At 65.2% G+C, this 16,816-nt stretch carries 14 protein-coding genes; 4 read left to right on the top strand and 10 right to left on the bottom strand.

What is annotated here, in order from left to right:
- Nucleotides 1-3: 3 nt before the first annotated feature.
- Genes ACZ9GA_RS03550 through ACZ9GA_RS03575 form a run of 6 tightly spaced genes read right to left on the bottom strand, consistent with a single transcriptional unit; the run spans nucleotide 4 to nucleotide 5,595 of the window.
- Nucleotides 4-360 carry an EamA family transporter gene (locus ACZ9GA_RS03550; protein ID WP_457357048.1) on the bottom strand — a complete coding sequence of 119 codons (357 nt, stop codon included), beginning with the start codon at nucleotides 358-360 and terminating at the stop codon, nucleotides 4-6.
- The gene (locus tag ACZ9GA_RS03555) at nucleotides 357-1,193 is read right to left on the bottom strand and encodes a sugar phosphate isomerase/epimerase family protein (RefSeq protein WP_457357046.1); all 837 of its coding nucleotides are present in this window, start codon (nucleotides 1,191-1,193) and stop codon (nucleotides 357-359) included. The genes ACZ9GA_RS03550 and ACZ9GA_RS03555 overlap by 4 nt, the downstream gene beginning before the upstream one ends.
- Complete coding sequence (locus ACZ9GA_RS03560) at nucleotides 1,190-1,993, bottom strand: NAD-dependent epimerase/dehydratase family protein (RefSeq protein WP_457357044.1); 804 nt, start codon at nucleotides 1,991-1,993, stop codon at nucleotides 1,190-1,192. Before ACZ9GA_RS03560 ends, ACZ9GA_RS03555 begins: the two co-directional genes overlap by 4 nt.
- On the bottom strand, nucleotides 1,990-3,471 hold the full coding sequence (locus ACZ9GA_RS03565) for a hypothetical protein (RefSeq protein ID WP_457357042.1): 1,482 nt from the start codon (nucleotides 3,469-3,471) through the stop codon (nucleotides 1,990-1,992). The genes ACZ9GA_RS03560 and ACZ9GA_RS03565 overlap by 4 nt, the downstream gene beginning before the upstream one ends.
- Nucleotides 3,458-4,579 (bottom strand): NAD(P)/FAD-dependent oxidoreductase, encoded by a 1,122-nt coding sequence (locus ACZ9GA_RS03570; RefSeq protein WP_457357040.1) that lies wholly within the window; start codon nucleotides 4,577-4,579, stop codon nucleotides 3,458-3,460. Before ACZ9GA_RS03570 ends, ACZ9GA_RS03565 begins: the two co-directional genes overlap by 14 nt.
- Entirely contained in the window at nucleotides 4,579-5,595 is a 1,017-nt protein-coding gene (locus tag ACZ9GA_RS03575; protein WP_457357038.1) for a glycosyltransferase, read from the bottom strand. The genes ACZ9GA_RS03570 and ACZ9GA_RS03575 overlap by 1 nt, the downstream gene beginning before the upstream one ends.
- A 507-nt stretch (nucleotides 5,596-6,102) precedes the next feature.
- Here ACZ9GA_RS03575 and nadA point away from each other — a divergent pair.
- On the top strand, nucleotides 6,103-7,161 hold the full coding sequence (gene nadA / locus ACZ9GA_RS03580; protein ID WP_457357037.1) for a quinolinate synthase NadA: 1,059 nt from the start codon (nucleotides 6,103-6,105) through the stop codon (nucleotides 7,159-7,161).
- Here nadA and ACZ9GA_RS03585 read toward each other — a convergent pair.
- A complete protein-coding gene (locus ACZ9GA_RS03585) occupies nucleotides 7,158-8,297 on the bottom strand; it encodes an OpgC family protein (protein ID WP_457357035.1) in 1,140 nt (379 codons plus the stop codon). The genes nadA and ACZ9GA_RS03585 overlap by 4 nt on opposite strands.
- Nucleotides 8,298-8,561: 264 nt before the next feature.
- On the opposite strand from ACZ9GA_RS03585, the gene ACZ9GA_RS03590 reads away from it, so the two are divergent.
- From ACZ9GA_RS03590 to csrA, 3 genes are all read left to right on the top strand, one after another.
- Nucleotides 8,562-9,377: an SDR family oxidoreductase gene (locus tag ACZ9GA_RS03590; RefSeq protein ID WP_457363584.1), complete on the top strand. Its 816-nt coding sequence runs from the start codon at nucleotides 8,562-8,564 to the stop codon at nucleotides 9,375-9,377.
- A 181-nt stretch (nucleotides 9,378-9,558) separates the two neighbouring features.
- Entirely contained in the window at nucleotides 9,559-9,891 is a 333-nt protein-coding gene (locus ACZ9GA_RS03595; RefSeq protein WP_457357033.1) for a YnfA family protein, read from the top strand.
- 179 nt (nucleotides 9,892-10,070) lie between these two features.
- Nucleotides 10,071-10,283, top strand: coding sequence for a carbon storage regulator CsrA (gene csrA, locus ACZ9GA_RS03600; protein WP_457357031.1), 213 nt, complete (start codon nucleotides 10,071-10,073; stop codon nucleotides 10,281-10,283).
- Between the two features lie 3 nt (nucleotides 10,284-10,286).
- Here csrA and ACZ9GA_RS03605 read toward each other — a convergent pair whose 3' ends face one another.
- From ACZ9GA_RS03605 to ACZ9GA_RS03615, 3 genes are all read right to left on the bottom strand, one after another.
- Nucleotides 10,287-10,517 (bottom strand): YheU family protein, encoded by a 231-nt coding sequence (locus tag ACZ9GA_RS03605; RefSeq protein ID WP_457357029.1) that lies wholly within the window; start codon nucleotides 10,515-10,517, stop codon nucleotides 10,287-10,289.
- Nucleotides 10,518-10,653: 136 nt separating this feature from the next.
- A complete protein-coding gene (locus ACZ9GA_RS03610) occupies nucleotides 10,654-12,264 on the bottom strand; it encodes an FMN-binding glutamate synthase family protein (protein WP_457357027.1) in 1,611 nt (536 codons plus the stop codon).
- 204 nt (nucleotides 12,265-12,468) lie between these two features.
- Nucleotides 12,469-16,698 carry a DEAD/DEAH box helicase gene (locus ACZ9GA_RS03615; protein WP_457357025.1) on the bottom strand — a complete coding sequence of 1,410 codons (4,230 nt, stop codon included), beginning with the start codon at nucleotides 16,696-16,698 and terminating at the stop codon, nucleotides 12,469-12,471.
- Nucleotides 16,699-16,816 lie beyond the last annotated feature (118 nt).

Genomic DNA, 16,816 nt, shown 5'->3' on the forward strand with positions numbered 1-16,816 from the left:
ACCTCAGGCGACGCGGGCGGTAATCAGCGCCACGCCGGCAATGACCAGGCACACACCGGCACCGGTGGTCCAGTGGAAGGGTTCGCGCAATACCAGCACCGAGCTCAGCGCCACGGTGGCCACGGCGCCAGCGGTGAGCACCGGATGTGCGACGTTCAATGGCAGGCGCGCCAAGGCGGCGGCGTACAGAAGAAAGGCGCTGCCGTACAGCCCCAGGCCTAGCCAGAACGGCCAGTTGTTCAGCGCCTCAGCAGGCTCGGACAGCGACGGAAAGCGCCGCGGCGGCATCATCGCCATCTTGATCAGCACGCTGGCCGAGGCGTTGGAGAGGATGCCCAGAATCAGGATCGCCCATTTCATGCGCGTACTCCGCTTTCAAGGTGTCGGTAATGCCGGGTGGCGGCCCGCAGTGCCCGCTCCACGGCCGGCAATGATGGCTCGCCGGCCGGTGACAGCATTTCGATGGTGACCACGTGATTGGGCAGGTGGCCGCGCAGGGCGGTCATCACGCGGGCGTGATCGGTGGTGCCATCGCCCAGGGGTACCAGGTGCGGCTCGCTGGCGTGTATATGGCCGATCAAATCGGCGCAGTCATTGAGCACTCGGCCGGGGTCTTCGCCGTTCAGGGTCAGGGCGCCGGTGTCCAGCTGCATGCGGATCGCGCTGTGGGCGACCTGCCGTACCACGTGTGCGGTTTCACTGCTGGTCAGCATGAAGTTGGCGCCATAGCAGGCCGGGTTGGGCTCCAGGCAAATCGTCACGCCGTGGTCGTGGGCGATGTCGCCGAGGCGGCGGAAGAAGGTGGTGGCGATCTCCAGGCTTTGCGAATCGTCCAGGCCGCTGCGGTCGCGGTTCTTCGGTGAGCCGAACACCAGGCGGGTAGCCCCCAGCCCTGCGCCGATACGGCAGATGGCGGTCAGGTGGTGCAGCATGGCGGCCTGGCTGTCAGGCCCGGCAAACAGGTTCAGGCCTGTGGTGCCGAACAGCAGTGATTGCATGCCGGTAATCTGGATGCCGCGCGAGCGCCACCAGCGCCTGACCTGACTGATCTGCGCTTCGGTGGCCTGGGCGGGTTCGGCGAAGTATTTGCCGGGCGCTACGTCGATGGCATCGATCTGCAGGCGTTGCAGCAGTTGGCTGACCGGGCTGTCTTCGGTGCGCGCCCAGGCGATGTTGGAAATGGCCAGTCTCATGCGCTGGCCTCCCGTGGCAGTGCGGCATGCGGCGCCTCCGACTGGGCGTAGGCGCGCACCGCCATCAGCGTGTCGCGCACACTGTAGGGGTAATGGCCCGCAGCACCGTAAAGGTTGGCGAAACGCGTGCGCATGTCATAAATCGCCGGCGACTGCTCCAGGTGCTGTTCCAGTGGCCGGCCAAACCCCTGCTGCGCCAGGCGCGCCACACTGATGGGCTCGGCGCCCAGGTGCACCAGCGACAGGCCGGCCTGCAAGGCGATCTGAATGTCGTACCACAGGTTGACCATAGGGTAGAACTGGAACACCCCGCGGCTGTCGATGGCCCCCAGGTTGTTGTCGTTGAGCAGGTCGTACACCACGTTCTTGCGCAGCCCCGGGCCGACCAGGCCCGGCAGGCGCACGATCAGGTGGCGGGGGAAGTGGCTGGCCACGAACTTTTCCAGGTAACGACGGTGCAGCCCATAAGGTTGCAGGTCGCCTTCCTGCACCGGGCTGTACTCGTCCACGCCCACCGGATGGGCGAACACGTCGACCGTGCTGATCAGCACGAAGACCTTGCAGCGCACGGTGGCCAGGTGGCCGATCAGGGTATCGATGGCGCGCTGGTCGGCCGCCGGTTCGCGGTTGGCCAGCCATTTCTGCGCAGGCGCCCCGGCGCACACCAGGGTATCGAACTGTTCATGGTCGATCTCGGCAATGGTGGTGGAGCGGTAGCGGGCATCGAAGCTGGCCTGGCGCAGCAGGGTCGAGCCAACGAAACCGCTGTAGCCGATCAGTCCGTCGCGGGTCTTGTTCATTGGGCGTCTCGGCAGTTGAGGTGCAACAGCTCGGCGTCGGTGACGCTGAGCACCGATGTGTAGGTGCAGTGATATTGGTCCAGCTCACGCTGCATCAGGTTGCCCACGCCGGTTTCGCCGGGTTGCAGGTCCAGGTGCGAGGTCAGGAAGTACACCGAGTTGCTCGGGCGCTCGGCCAGCAGGCGATCGATGTCGTTGCTCAGGGTGGTCATTTCCAGGGCCGGGTCACGCCGATGGGTAGTTTCGTCGCTGTCGCCGAAGAAATGATGCTTGCCCAGCCCGGGGTCCAGCAGCTGGTAGTACTCCAGCGACGGCTGGGCATTGGGATGCACCAGGATGTCGCTGGCCGGCATCTGTGACAGGTACTGGAAAAGCTGATTGTTGTCGGTGTACTGATAGGTCTCGCCGCCCAGGTCGTTGTAGCAGGCCTTGCCCGCCTGCAGCCCCAGCAACAACAGCATCACCCAGCCCAGGGCCTTGAGGGCCAGGCGCCGGCTTTGCACGAACGAGAGGATCGCGAAGGTGGAAATCACCAGGCTCATCGGCACCAGCCACAGCACGTGGCGCGGGTAGGTGGCGGGGTAGAAACCGGCGATCTTGCCCACGATCACGACGCCGACCAGGGCGCAGAAAAACAGGTTGAGGTTGTACAGGTAGCCGCGCTTGCCCACGAACAGCAGGGTCACGCTGGCGATCACCGACACAATCATGAGTGCCTTGCCATAGGCCCCCAGCAGCGCATTGATCACGCTTTTCAAGGCGTCCAGGTGAGTGGCTGCGGCATAGGTGCTGTAGTTGCTGATCTGGTACATGGTCAGGTATTTCATGTACAGGTACGACAGCGCGACGCAGGCGCTGGCCAGCACGAAACCGCTGATCTTGTAGCCGCGCTGGGTGCCATCGTCGCGGGTCACGTACCACACGCAGGCATAGCCCAGCAGGCCGCCGGCGATCAGTAGGGTCGAGAACCCCAGCAGGCTGATCAGCGCGGCCACCAGCAGCGTCCAGTAAATGTCCTGGCGCTCTTCGGCCTCGCGGATGGCGAGCATGGCCAGGAAGCTGCCGCTCATTTCCAGGAAGTAGAACTTGAGCTCGGTGAAGTGGAAGCCGGTGGAGAACGAGTTGCCGATCAACGCCACCAGAAACACGAACAGGCCCCAGCGCTGCTGGCGGAACAGCAGGGCGATGGGCGCCACCATCAGCAGCGACAAGCCCAGCACCGACAGGCGCAGGGCGCGGATGTCATAGTGGAACACCGACATCACCGCCTTGAAGAACACCGACGCCAGCACCGGCTCCGCCTGGTCGTAGTAGGGCAGGGGGGCGGCGAAGTCGGCGGGGTTGCTGATCTCGATGATGTTCTTGAGCAGCATCGCCTCGTCCAGCCACACCGAGCGCGCGGACAGGGTCAGGAAGATGCTGGCCAGCACGGCCAGGGCCAGCAGCGTGCAGAGCTTGGAGAGGTCAAAGTACTTCATCGTCGAGTTTCTCCAGCACGTCGTAGATGTTGTCGATCTTGCCGCCCAGCACCGAGTAGCAGCCGGGCAATGTCGCGTGGCGTTCGAACAGGATGGGGCGGCCGTCGTTGTCTTCGGTGCTTTGCAGCACGGTCTTCACTTCGTACAGCGAGTCCACGTGGCGCGCCTCCAGGACGGCCGGGATATAGCGGCCCACGTCGCGCACCATGCGGTCCATGCGGCTGGGCTGTTGGTACTCCTGCAACTTGCGATAGGGGTCGGTGCCGCGTTCGTCCTGCCAATGCAGGTGCGGGGTGAAACGCACATGGGACAGGGTGTGCAGGCCGCGGCTGGGGAAGGGCATCATGGAGAAGAACGGCCCGTCCATCACCGTGATGCCCAGGCGCTCCAGGGCGGGTGGCATGGCCATCAGCGCCATTTCGGTGATTTCCTGCTTGAGCGCGATACTGACACCCGGGAAATCACCGCCCAGTTGATTGGTACCGCTGTAGCTGCAATTGAAGACGTAGCGGCAGGCCACCCGGTCGGTTTCGCCCGAGTCGCGCGCCAGGTGGACGCGCAGCCCCCCCTCGGCGCGTTCGATGGCGGTGGCGCGGGTGCGGTAGTGCACCTGCACGGCAAAATGGTCCAGTTCGCGCAGGGCCCATTCAGCCAGGCGCCGGCTGTCGAAGGCGTACTCCTGCACGGCAAACACCTGCTCGATCAGGCGGTGCTCGAACAGCCCGCTCAGGTGCGCGGGTGCCGGCTGGATCGGCGCGCCGATGTCGCGGCAGAAGCGCTCGAACTGCCGCGCCGTGACCTTGGAGTTGTGCCGGGCGATGGCGTAGAGCTTGGTGAAATCCTGGCGCACGGCGCCGGGCCAGTCGCGCACGAAACGCGGCAGGTTGATGCGGCTGCGGTAGGCCGTGGTGTAGCTGCGCGGGTAGTGGTAGCCGTTGTGCACCCGCGCCTGGTTGTTATGGGAGGCGCGCAGCATCAGCGCCGGTTCGCGCTCCACCAGCAGAATGCGCTTGAAGCCACGCTGGGCGGCCAGGTACACGGCGATGGCCGAGCCATAGAAGCCGCCGCCGATGACCAGTGCGTCGAAACGTTCGGGAAGGTCGACCATTACGAGAATCGTCCATTGACCACCACGGGGCTGTCCACCGCCGGCTCTTCGATATTGAGCCGCTCACGGCGGGTCATGCGCGCGCTGGTGAACTCCTGCGCCACGTGCCAGTGGGGGCCTTGCTGGGTGGCGCTGGCCATGTTCATCAGGTATTCGCCCAATACCATCAGCACCAGCGAAATCAGGAAGAACATCCCCGACTGCTGCAGCGACAGGCTGATCCAGCCCGGGGCGACGTCGGCCTTGAAGAAACCGATGGCCACCACGTACACGCAATACAGCAGGTTCATCACCGCGCCGAACAGCGACAGCGCCGTGACCAGGCGCATCGGCGCGCGGGTGGTGGACAGCAGCAGGCCCACCCCACGGTCGATGTTGTCACGCAGGCGCTTGCGCGGTTGCGGCTTGGGCGGCTCGCTGTAGCGCAGGTTGGCGCGGGCAAAGCCACCGGTGGCCGGCAGGTGGCGGTAGGTGATGACCGGTTTGGGGTGTTGCAGGATAAAGTTGATCACCTCTTTGGACATCAGCCGGTAAGGCGGCGCCTCCTTGGCCAGGTTGATGCCGTTGAAACGGTGGTAGCACCAGTGGAACACCCGGAAGGCCAGGCGATACACCAGGCCTTGGCGCGGGCGCTGTTCGTTGCACACAAACACCACGTCGGCGCCCAGCCGCGCCTGCTCCAACAGCTTGGGCAGGTAGCGCACGTCGTCGGTCATGGGGTCGATCACGGCCACGTGGTCGCCCAGGGCGCTCTCCAGCCCCACCCAAGAGGCGGTGTCGATATCCACCTCCTTGGTCAGGGCGTACACCTGCAGGTTGGCGATGCCGGTCTCGCCGGTCAGGCGTTTGAGCACCGCGATGCTGGCGTCGGTGGAGGCGTTGTCGACCACGATCAGTTCATAGTCGCGCACCATCGCGCTGACCACCTGGGTGGCATCGGCCAGCAGGGTTTCAAGGGCATCGGCGTGATTGCGGACGACGAACACGACCGACAGGAAGCTCGGGGCATGGGCCATGGTGGTGATCTCTGACGAAAACGGCGGTTCGTCCGGGCGTGCCTGAAGCAGCCGGAGGAGGGTTTCGCGAAGGGGAGGGCAATGCTACCGCCACGGCAACCGGGGACGGTGCGCGGGGTGATGTGTCGTGCTGGACGCACGGCGGAAAAACCTTGATACACCGCAGGCTAGCCTAGTGCCATGCACTTGGCTATGGGCGGCGGATGAAAGGCGCCGAATGACAGCTTTCGCTCAAATATTGCGTCGTCTGCATCGCGGCCAAGGCCGGCTCCTACATCATGGGGTAGGAGCCGGCCTTGGCCGCGATGGCGTCGGGGGAGGCACCGCCGATGCGGTAGCTGACAAAGGGAGTTGCACGGCTCAAAAAAATCTTTGGAAATCATCCGATTGGCTGTAGCCTTCCCCGGCCCCGGGGGCTTGTATCACCTGGGAAACAACGCCCGGGCTCGCGTAAGCTGGGGTGGTATACTCGACTTTCGCGCACAAGCGCCTGCAGGTCTTGCCAACATGACGCAGATTTCCGAACGCCTTCTGGTCCAGGCCCACCTCGATGCCAAGCAGCCCAAGCCGCTGACGCCCGAGCAGGAAGCCGACTACCGCGCCGCCATCGCTGCCGAGCTCAAGGCTCAGGACGCAGTACTGGTGGCCCACTTCTATTGCGACCCGGTCATCCAGGCCCTGGCCGAGGAAACCGGCGGTTGCGTGTCCGACTCCCTGGAAATGGCCCGTTTCGGCAAGAACCACCCGGCCAAGACCGTGGTGGTGGCCGGCGTGCGCTTCATGGGCGAGACGGCGAAAATCCTCACCCCGGAAAAGCGCGTGCTGATGCCCACGCTCGACGCCACCTGCTCCCTGGACCTGGGTTGCCCGGTGGAGGATTTCTCGGCGTTCTGCGACCAGCACCCCGAGCGCACCGTGGTGGTGTACGCCAACACTTCGGCGGCGGTGAAAGCCCGTGCTGACTGGGTGGTCACCTCAAGCTGCGCGCTGGAAATCGTCGAAAGCCTGATGGACAACGGCGAGACCATCATCTGGGGCCCCGACAAGCACCTGGGCCGCTACATCCAGAAAAAGACCGGCGCCGACATGCTGCTGTGGGACGGCTCGTGCATCGTCCACGAAGAGTTCAAGTGGCGCCAGCTGGAGGACATGAAGGCCCTGTACCCGGATGCCGCCATCCTGGTGCACCCCGAGTCGCCGGAATCGGTGATCGAGCTGGCCGACGCGGTGGGTTCCACCAGCCAGCTGATCGCTGCTGCGCAGACCATGCCGAACAAGACCTTCATCGTCGCCACCGACCGAGGCATCTTCTACAAGATGCAGCAGTTGTGCCCGGACAAGATCTTCGTCGAAGCCCCCACCGCCGGCAACGGCGCGGCATGCCGTAGCTGCGCGCATTGCCCGTGGATGGCCATGAACACCCTGGAGCGCACGCTTACGGCCTTGCGTGAAGGCCGCAACGAGATCTTCGTCGATCCGGCGCTGATCCCCCAGGCTATCCGCCCCCTCAAGCGCATGCTGGATTTCACCCAGGCAGCGCGCATGAAGGTCTCGGGCAACGCCTAGGCGCGACTGACCGCGCCCGTCGCCACGGGCGTCGGGCTGGTCAGGCGCTTGTTCAGGTCCAGCCACTGCCCCAGGGCCAACATCAGGCCCAGCCCCGCCAGCGCGGTGGCGATCTGCATCGGCATGCGGTCGTCGCCCAGGGCGTTGGCCATGTCGGCCAACGGTGCCAGCAGCACGCTCAGGCAGAAAATCTCCAGCGAATAGCGGCCCATCATCGCCACCTTCTGCACCAGCCACTGCTGCACCCAGCGGCCGTTGGGCACCAGCTTGCCCACGCAGTAGGCCAGTGCCAGGAAATGCAGCAGGCGCACCGGGGCCAGGTTGGTCTTGCTGATGGGGTACAGGCGCTCGGCGATCCATTGCGGCATGAACGCGTCGTGCACGGCCGGCCACTTCCAGCTCAGGGCAATGACCACGCTGACACCCAATGCCACCGCGCAGGTCATGAACACCGGTTGACGATGCAGCGGCCGCGGGTCTGCCACCTGTGGCGCCTGGCTGTGCAGCGCCGCCGCCCCGCCCAGCACAAACAGCGCCTGCCAGGCGTAGGGGTTGAAATACCACAAGCCATTGCCGTGGGCGGGGATGTTCCAGCCAAACCACTGGGTCAGCCCGTACACGGCCAGCGACACGCCTACGGCATGGCTGGTGTGCTTGACCAACAGCGGCAGCACCACGGGCAACCCCGCCAGCAGCACGATGTACAGCGGCAAGGGGTCCATCAGGTTGGGCTTGAAGCGCAACAGCAACTCATCCACCAGCGCCTGCTGGGGGTTGAGGATGAAGTAGTTGAGGTTCATCTCCTGGATCATGTCGCGGGTTTCAACATGACTGTTGGCCACGAAGATGATGCCCATCAGCAGCACCAGCAGGAAGATGTGCACCACGTACAGCACCCAGGCGCGGCGCAGGATACGCACCGTGGCGATCAGGTAGCCGCTGCGCAGGGCGATCTTGCCGTAGGCCAGCACGGCGGCGTAACCGGCCAGGAACACGAAAATCTCGGCGGCGTCGCTGAAACCGAAGTTGCGTGCGGTGAAATTGGCGAGCGGGTTCTGCGGTATGTGATCCCAGAAGATGAAGATCAACGCCAGGCCGCGATAGAAGTCGATGCGGTGGTCGCGCTGGGTGGTCATGAGGGGTTGCCTTGAGCGGGTGGTGATTGAATAAGGATAGGCACAGAGCGTCGCAGGTTCCGCCGCGATCCCGGCTGCCGATCAGCGGCGGGGAGGTTGGCGTTTTTCCTCGGCGATTGCAAAAGGCGGGTTATTACTGAATGTCACAAAAGTGTCGCACAGCCAATGTTTGCATCACCCATTCACTAACCTGATGGTGCATGAGCCCGCTGCCTTCCTTCACTAGACTGCCCCCTACCATTCAAGGAACACAGGGCATTGGCTATGCACAATCGCATGATGATCACTGGCGCCGGTTCAGGCCTGGGCCGCGAAATTGCCTTGCGCTGGGCGCGCGAGGGCTGGCAGCTGGCGCTGTCGGACGTCAACGAGCCTGGCCTGCAGGAAACACTCAAACTGGTGCGCGAGGCGGGCGGCGATGGCTTTGTGCAACGCTGTGACGTGCGCGACTACAGCCAGCTCACCGCCCTGGCCCAGGCCTGCGAGGAAAAGCTGGGCGGTGTCGACGTGATCGTCAACAACGCCGGTGTCGCGTCGGGCGGCTTCTTCAGCGAGCTGCAACTGGAAGACTGGGAGTGGCAGATCGCAATCAACCTGATGGGCGTGGTCAAGGGTTGCAAGGCGTTCCTGCCGTTGCTGGAGAAGAGCAAGGGCAAGATCATCAACATCGCCTCCATGGCCGCCCTGATGCAGGGCCCGGCCATGAGCAACTACAACGTCGCCAAGGCCGGCGTGCTGGCGCTGTCCGAAAGCCTGCTGGCCGAGCTGCGGCAACAGGAAGTGGGCGTGCACGTGGTGTGCCCGTCGTTCTTCCAGACCAACCTGCTGGACTCCTTCCGCGGCCCCACCCCGGCCATGAAGGCCCAGGTGGGCAAGCTGCTGGAAAGCTCGCCGATCACGGCGGCGGACATCGCCGACTACATCTACCAGCGGGTGGCCGAAGGCGAGTTCATGATTCTGCCCCACGAGCAGGGGCGCATGGCCTGGCAGCTCAAGCAGCACAACCCGCAGGCGCTCTATGACGAGATGGCCAGCATGGCCGAGAAAATGCGCGCCAAGGCGCGGCATACCCCGGGTTGATCACTCGCTAACCTGGGTGTCAGGTCCGGCCTCATCGCGAGCAAGCTTTGCTCCCACAGTGGTGTGCCATCCGCCGTGGCAGGCTCAACACTGTGGGAGCAAAGCTTGCTCGCGAGAGGCCATCCCTGACACTCAGCAATGCTAGAATTGCACCTTGCACCCCCACCCAAACGACTCCCCTGTGCTCAACTATCTCTGGTTTTTCCTAGCAGCCGTCTTCGAAATCGCCGGCTGCTACGCCTTCTACATGTGGCTGCGCCTGGGCAAAAGCGCCCTGTGGGTGTTACCCGCCTTACTCAGCCTCACCTGCTTCGCCCTGCTGCTGACCCGCGTCGAAGCCGCCTACGCCGGGCGCGCCTACGCCGCCTATGGTGGGCTGTATATCGTCACGTCGCTGGCCTGGCTGGCGGTGGTGGAAAAAGTGCGTCCCACCGGCAGCGACTGGCTGGGCGCCGTGCTGTGCGTCATCGGTGCCAGCATCATTCTGTGGGGGCCGAAATTGCACAGTTCATAAGCGTGCAATGAGGTGCAAACAGGTCAAACTTCGTTCCGATCTACGCCAATTCATCAGGCATTTCTGTAGGAAAAGGCAACAAATATTGTAGGACGAGGCTGTTTTGGCCTGTGGGCGTTGATCGACGTCAATACCCGGCGCAGTCTCATGGCTCATTCCATGAGACAGAGGGCGGGACGATGCTGGTATTGACACGGACTGTGGGCGAGGCCATCTCCATTGGCGATGACATCTGGGTAAAGATTCTTGAAGTGCGCAACGGCCAGGTGCGTTTTGGCGTGCAGGCGCCCAAGCACATCGAGATCCATCGCGCCGAGGTGTACCGGCGCATCCTGGCGCAGTTGGCGCGCCAGGCAGCACCGCAGCCTCAAGGCGAAGCGGTGTCGCCGTGAGGCTTAAAGGTCGAACAATTCCTTGGGAATATCGTGCTTGAGCATCAGCGTGCACTGCTGGCTCTCGGGGTCGAACACGATGAAGGCCTGGCCCTTGGCCAAGGCATGACGCACGCGCTCCACCCGGGTCTGCAGCGGCGTTTCATCGCCGTTGTCGGTGCCGTCCCGGGTGACGAAATCCTCGATCAGCAGGGTCAGGGTCTCGGGGGACAATTGGTCGTGGGGAATCAGCATGGCGGCCTCGCAAAATGTCACCCATCCTACCACGCCACCGCCCGTAGCCGCTGCCGCCAGGCTGCGCTGGCCCGCATGAACCCTGAAAATCTTCAGTGAAATTCAGGGCCAGCGCAGCCTGCGGCAGCGGCTACGGTCAGATGGGGTTAGGCTCGAAACTGTCAGCCCGGGCCATGGCCCACATGCGCTGGTAGAACTCGCCGCTCACTTCCCCTGTCAGCAACTCGCCGGGCTTGAGGAACACATGCAGCTGTGAAAACAGCTTCACTTCGGTGGCCGACATGCGCCGTACCAGGTGCTTGGCCTCCAGTTGCGAGGGGTGCACCAGTCCGGCAGCAGCCAGCATTTCGGCCAGCGCCTTGAGGGTGTTGTGGTGGAAGTTGAACACCCGCTGGGCCTTGTCCGGTACCACCAGGGCGCGCTGGCGCAGCAGGTCCTGGGTGGCGACGCCGGTGGGGCATTTGTTGGTATGGCAGCTTTGCGACTGGATGCAGCCGATGGCGAACATGAAGCCGCGCGCCGAGTTGGCCCAGTCGGCGCCGATGGCCAGTACGCTGGCGATGTCGAAGGCGCTGACCAGCTTGCCGCTGGCGCCCAGCTTGATCTTGTCACGCAGGTTCATGCCCACCAGGGTGTTGTGCACGAACAGCAGGCCTTCGCGCATCGGTGTGCCCATGTGGTCGGTGAACTCCACGGGCGCAGCGCCGGTGCCGCCTTCCTTGCCGTCCACCACGATGAAGTCCGGCAGGATGCCGGTTTCCAGCATGGCCTTGGCAATGCCCATGAACTCCCACGGGTGGCCCATGCAGAACTTGAACCCTACCGGCTTGCCACCGGACAGCTCACGCAATTGCGCGATGAAATGCATCATTTCCAGCGGCGTGGAAAACGCCGAGTGGCGGGATGGTGACACGCAGTCCTCGCCCATCATCACGCCACGGGTCTCGGCGATTTCGCGGGTGACCTTGTGCTTGGGCAGAATCCCGCCGTGGCCAGGCTTTGCGCCCTGGCTCATCTTGATTTCGATCATGCGCACTTGCGGCTCGCGGGCCTGCACGGCGAATTTCTCCGGGTCGAACAGGCCGTTGCTGGTGCGGCAGCCGAAATAGCCACTGCCCAGCTCCCAGGTCAGGTCGCCGCCGTGCTCGCGGTGGTAGGGGCTGATGCTGCCTTCGCCGGTGTCGTGGGCGAAGTTGCCCAGCTTGGCGCCCTGGTTCAGCGCACGGATGGCGTTGGCGCTGAGGGCGCCGAAGCTCATGGCCGAGATGTTGAAGATGGACGCCGAATAGGGCTGGGTGCACTGCGGCCCGCCAATGATCACCCGGAAGCTGGCCGGGTCGCTGAGTGGCGCGGGGCGCATGGAGTGGCCGATGAATTCGAAGCCGGGGTGATACACGTCGATCAGCGTGCCGAAGGGCTTGTCGGCGGTTTCGTTTTTGGCCCGGGCGTATACCAGTGAACGCTGTGCCCGGGAGAAGGGCAGGGCGTCGCTGTCGGATTCCAGCAGGTACTGGCGGATCTCCGGGCGAATGCCTTCCACCAGGTAGCGAATGTTGCCCAGGATCGGGTAGTTGCGCCGCACCGCGTGGGGCGTTTGCAGCAGATCGAAGATGCCGATCAGGCTCAGCACCGCACCGGCGAAGGCGAAGGGCCATAGCCAGTCGTGGTCCATGAACGGCATGCAGGCGAGGGTGAAGACAACGCAGGCGGCAAAAAACGCGTAACGGCTTAGCAGCGACAGACTCATGCAGGATCCCCTGTAACAAGCGCAAGACGGTAACCCTGGAGAAAAGTAGCTGGTATTAGACATAAGTGCCTGTAGCCGGCACTGTCAGGGGCGATTGTTGCTCGTGGGAGCGGGTTCTACCCGCGAAAGGCACACCGCGGTGCGCCCGAAAGTCCGCGGTGCCCTTTTCGCGGGTCGAACCCGCTCCCACAAAAGCAGTTGCGGCTACGGGTGCAGCAGCGCCTGGCGGATGGCAGGGGTTTCGGGCTCCCAGTAGACGGGTTTGCCGGCGATGACGGCGGCCACCGGCAAGCCGTCGCGCAGCACCAGGCGGTTGCCGCTGATGGCCGGTACCTTGGCGCCGGGCAGCAGGGTGCCGGCCAGGTTCAACGGGTCGCTGGCGCTGATCATCACCAGCGCGCCATCCAATGCGCGCTTGCGCACGTCACGCAACACCGGGATGGCTTCGGGCAGGGCAAACTGCTCACCGGCCAGGCCACTGACAAACCGGCCGCCCCGCACCTCGCCGCGAGCCTCCAGGCGATGGTAGGTGCGCAACAGTTCGCGCCAGCTGGGCAGCCAGTCGGCCTCACGTTCCAGCAGCCGCCAGAACACCACGCCGTAGCGACGCAGCAAGGTCAAGGCCACCTCTTCCAGTGGGTCGCTTTCCTGCGCGGTAGCAGGGCGCAGCAATGCCCAGCGCCCGGCATCGTCCATGCCGCCGATGAACGCCCCGCGCCCGCGTCGCGGGCTGCGGGCCTGGCGCTTGCTGGCGGGGGTGATCAGCGCGCGCAGGCCGGCAAAACTGTCGGCGCTGACCAGGCCTGCGGACACCAACTCCTGCAGGGCCGTTTCCAGTTCGGTGCGCAGCAGGTGGGCGTCGCTGCTCAGTTCGTCGAAGAACAGCGCGCCCTGTTGGCTCAGCACCTCGTGTACCTTGCGCGCCCGTGGTGATAGTTCATCGATGCTCACGGCGAGTGCAAGGCCGCGCCACAGGTTGGCCCGCGCCCGGGGCAGCAGCACGATGGGCGTGCCACGCAGCGTGGCGGTCAGGGGCTTGCCGCTGGCGGCCAGGCGCGTCCACAGGGTCTTGCCGGTGCGGCAGGCGTCGTCCAGCCATTGCCCGCTGTAGTCGCGCAGACGGCCGGGCAGCAGATCACTTTCCCAGGCGGCCGCAGGAGCGCTGTAGCCCTCCAGCTGGTCGAGGATCTGCGCCAGGGCGGCCTGGCCCTGCAAACGTGTTTCGCTGTCCAGGTGCTGCCAGTGCAACAGGAAACGCATGAAGTCCTGCAGGCTGACTGGCTCGATCTCGCGACGCAGGCGCTTGATGGTGTAACGGTGGATGCGCGCCAGCAGGTGCCGCTCGCACCACTGGCTTTCACGCAGGCCGGGACGGAATTGACCGCGCAGCAAATAGCCCTGGCCTTCCAGGTGGGCCAGGGCTTGCTCGACCATGGGCAGCGGCAGATTCAGCGGGCCGGCGATTTCGCCCAGCCGCAGCGGCGCAAAACCGCTGAGGCGTGCACGCAGCAGTTCCTGGCAGGCGGCGTCGCTCTCCCATGCCGTGTCATGGCCGGGCAATGGCGTGAGTGGCGGCACACAGGCGGCCGTCGGGTAGAGCGTCTGCATCAGTGTCAGCCGCTCCACGCTCAGCCACAGCAACTGGCCGTTACCCACGTCCATCAAAGTGGCCCGGCCGTTGGCCGCCAGGGTCTGCAGCCAGCACTGCCACTGCGCCTGGCTGCCGGCTTCGCGGCTGTTGATCGCCGCCAGTTGCATCAGCGCTTCCTGCATTTCATCCACGCCCTGGGGCGCAGGCCAGGCTTCGGCGGCCACCGCTTCAATGGCCTGGGCGTCCAGGGCGCCCATATCATCGGCGGCCTGGGGCTCGCGCCAGCGCCGGTTGAGCACGGCCTGGGTGCGCCGCTCTTCCAGCGGTGCATCGTCGAGGAAGGCGTAGGGGCGGGCGTTGAGAATCGCTGCGGCCAGCGGCGAAGGCGCCGGCAGGTCGCGGCTGATCAGGCGCACCTGGCCCTGCTCCATGCGCCGCAACAGCGCCAGCCAGGCCTCGCTGTCCATGGCCTCGTGCAGGCAGTCGTCGAGGGTCTGTTCCACCAGCGGGTGGTCGGGGATTTCGCGCTCGCCGACGATGTTTTCCAGGCAGGCGATCTGGTCGGGGAACACCGTGGCGATCAGGTCTTCGCTTTTCATCCGCTGCACCTGCGGCGCCACCTTGCGCCCGCCGGTATAGCGCGGCAGGGCCAGGGCCACGCCAGTGGTCCAGCGCCAGCGCACGCCGAACAGCGGCGCGTCGAGCACGGCCTGGATCAGCAGGTGTTCGGCGCTGTTGCTGTTGAGGTAGCGCCACACCTCGTCCAGTTCGAAGCTGTGGCTGGTGGACAGCGACAGCACAATGGCGTCTTCGCTGGCCGCCGCCTGCAATTCGAAATTGAAGGTGCGGCAAAAGCGCTTGCGCAGCGCCAGGCCCCAGGCGCGGTTGACGCGGCTGCCGAAAGGCGTGTGGATGATCAGTTGCGTGCCGCCGGATTCGTCGAAGAAGCGCTCCATGATCAGCGTATCGCGCGACGGCAAGGCGCCCAGGGCGTTGCGGGTGCGGGCCAGGTAATCGGCCAACTGTTCGGCACTGTCGGCGCCCAGGCCCAGCTCGGTTTGCAGCTCGGCCACCAGCGGCGGCAACTGCCCATCGTGCAGGTTCAGCTGCTGGTCGATATGGCCTTGCAGGCGCGCCACGGCGAAGGACAATTCGTCGCTGCGCCCCGGTGCTTCGCCCAGCCAGAACGGGATGTTCGGCGGCTGGCCCTGGGCATCCTCCACTCGCACGCGCCCCGTCTCGATGCGAATGATGCGGTACGAGGTGTTGCCCAGCTGGAAGATATCGCCGGCGATGCTTTCCACGGCGAAGTCTTCATTGACGCTGCCCACGTTGAAGCCTTGAGGCTCGAGAATGACGCTGTAATCGGCGTTGTCCGGGATGGTGCCGCCGCTGGTCACGGCCGTCAGTTGCGCACCACGGCGACCGCGCAGGGTGCCGCTCACGGCGTCGCGGTGCAGGTAGGCGGCGCGCACGCCCTGGCGGCCGCTGTAGCCCTCGGCGAGCATGCTCAGCAGCGCTTGATAGTGGGCGCGGTCCACGTGCTGGTACGGCATGGCCTGACGCATCAGCGCCAGCAGCGCATCTTCGTGCCATTCCTGGCAGCTGACCTCGGCGATGATCTGCTGGGCCAGCACGTCCAGCGGCGCCACGGGGATGTGCAGGGTGTCCAGCTCGCCACGACGTACGCAGTCCAGCAGGGCGGTGCATTCGATCAGGTCGTCCAGCGAGGTGGCGAACAGCCGACCCTTGGGCGTGCCGCCGACCTGGTGGCCGGAGCGGCCGACCCGCTGCAGAAATGCCGAGATCGAGCGCGGCGAAGCGATCTGGCACACCAGCTCAACATCGCCAATGTCCAGGCCCAGTTCCAGCGACGCCGTCGCCACCAGCACCCGCAGGTCGCCGCGCTTGAGCCGCTGCTCGGCGTCCAGCCGCTGTTCCTTGGCCAGGCTGCCGTGGTGCGCCGCCACGGCCTCGCGGCCCAGGCGGTCGCTGAGGTGGCGGGCCAGGCGCTCGGCCAGGCGCCGGGTGTTGACGAAAATCAGCGTGGTGCGGTGCTGGCGACTCAACTCGGCGAGGCGATCGTAGACCAGCATCCACACGTCATTGGCCATGACTGCGCCGAGGGGCACGGGCGGCACCTCGATGGCCAGGTCGCGCGGCCGGGCGTGGCCGATGTCGACAATGGCGCAGGGCCGGGCGTGGCCCACCAGAAACCGCGCCACACGCTCGATGGGTTGCTGGGTGGCTGACAGGCCAATGCGCCGCAACGGCACGCCGCACAGCGCTTGCAGGCGTTCCAGGCTCAAGGCCAGGTGGCTGCCGCGCTTGCTGGCGGCCACGGCGTGGATCTCGTCGACGATCACCGTGGTGACGCTGCCCAGCATCTTGCGCCCGGACGCCGAACCCAGCAGCACGTACAGCGATTCCGGGGTGCTGACCAGAATGTGCGGCGCCTGCTTGCGCATCGCCGCGCGTTCTTTCTGCGGCGTGTCGCCGGTGCGCACGGCGGTGCGGATCGGCACCGGGGGCAGGCCCATGGCGTCCAGCTGTGCGCTGATGCCGGCCAGCGGGTGCTGCAGGTTGATCTGGATATCGTTGGACAGCGCCTTGAGCGGCGAGACGTAGACCACCAGGGTCTGCTCGGGCAAATCGCTGCCCAGGTGGATCAGGTCATCGATCACCGCCAGGAACGCGGTCAGGGTCTTGCCCGAACCAGTGGGTGCGGCCACCAGCAGCGACTCGCCGGCCTTGATCAACGGCCACGCGCGGGCCTGGGCCGGGGTCACGGCCGGAAAGGTGTGCTGGAACCAGGCGCGCGTGGCGGGGTGGAAACCGTTCATTCACTATTGATGCCCCACACCGCCGCAAGTTGCAACGTCTCCATGTGGGACCGGGCGAAGCTCGGGAAGGGCCCCGTCGACTCACCGCGGCGTCTGTTTCCCGAGCTTCGCCCGGTCC

It is taken from the genome of Pseudomonas sp. TE3644, from assembly GCF_056278815.1.

Excerpts from the sequence above, each read along its gene's own strand:
- ACZ9GA_RS03550 (WP_457357048.1), bottom strand. The coding sequence starts at position 360 with ATGAAATGGGCGATCCTGATTCTGGGCATCCTCTCCAACGCCTCGGCC.
- ACZ9GA_RS03555 (WP_457357046.1), bottom strand. The coding sequence starts at position 1,193 with ATGAGACTGGCCATTTCCAACATCGCCTGGGCGCGCACCGAAGACAGC.
- ACZ9GA_RS03560 (WP_457357044.1), bottom strand. The coding sequence starts at position 1,993 with ATGAACAAGACCCGCGACGGACTGATCGGCTACAGCGGTTTCGTTGGC.
- ACZ9GA_RS03565 (WP_457357042.1), bottom strand. The coding sequence starts at position 3,471 with ATGAAGTACTTTGACCTCTCCAAGCTCTGCACGCTGCTGGCCCTGGCC.
- ACZ9GA_RS03570 (WP_457357040.1), bottom strand. The coding sequence starts at position 4,579 with ATGGTCGACCTTCCCGAACGTTTCGACGCACTGGTCATCGGCGGCGGC.
- ACZ9GA_RS03575 (WP_457357038.1), bottom strand. The coding sequence starts at position 5,595 with ATGGCCCATGCCCCGAGCTTCCTGTCGGTCGTGTTCGTCGTCCGCAAT.
- nadA (WP_457357037.1), top strand. The coding sequence starts at position 6,103 with ATGACGCAGATTTCCGAACGCCTTCTGGTCCAGGCCCACCTCGATGCC.
- ACZ9GA_RS03585 (WP_457357035.1), bottom strand. The coding sequence starts at position 8,297 with ATGACCACCCAGCGCGACCACCGCATCGACTTCTATCGCGGCCTGGCG.
- ACZ9GA_RS03590 (WP_457363584.1), top strand. The coding sequence starts at position 8,562 with ATGCACAATCGCATGATGATCACTGGCGCCGGTTCAGGCCTGGGCCGC.
- csrA (WP_457357031.1), top strand. The coding sequence starts at position 10,071 with ATGCTGGTATTGACACGGACTGTGGGCGAGGCCATCTCCATTGGCGAT.
- ACZ9GA_RS03605 (WP_457357029.1), bottom strand. The coding sequence starts at position 10,517 with ATGCTGATTCCCCACGACCAATTGTCCCCCGAGACCCTGACCCTGCTG.
- ACZ9GA_RS03610 (WP_457357027.1), bottom strand. The coding sequence starts at position 12,264 with ATGAGTCTGTCGCTGCTAAGCCGTTACGCGTTTTTTGCCGCCTGCGTT.
- ACZ9GA_RS03615 (WP_457357025.1), bottom strand. The coding sequence starts at position 16,698 with ATGAACGGTTTCCACCCCGCCACGCGCGCCTGGTTCCAGCACACCTTT.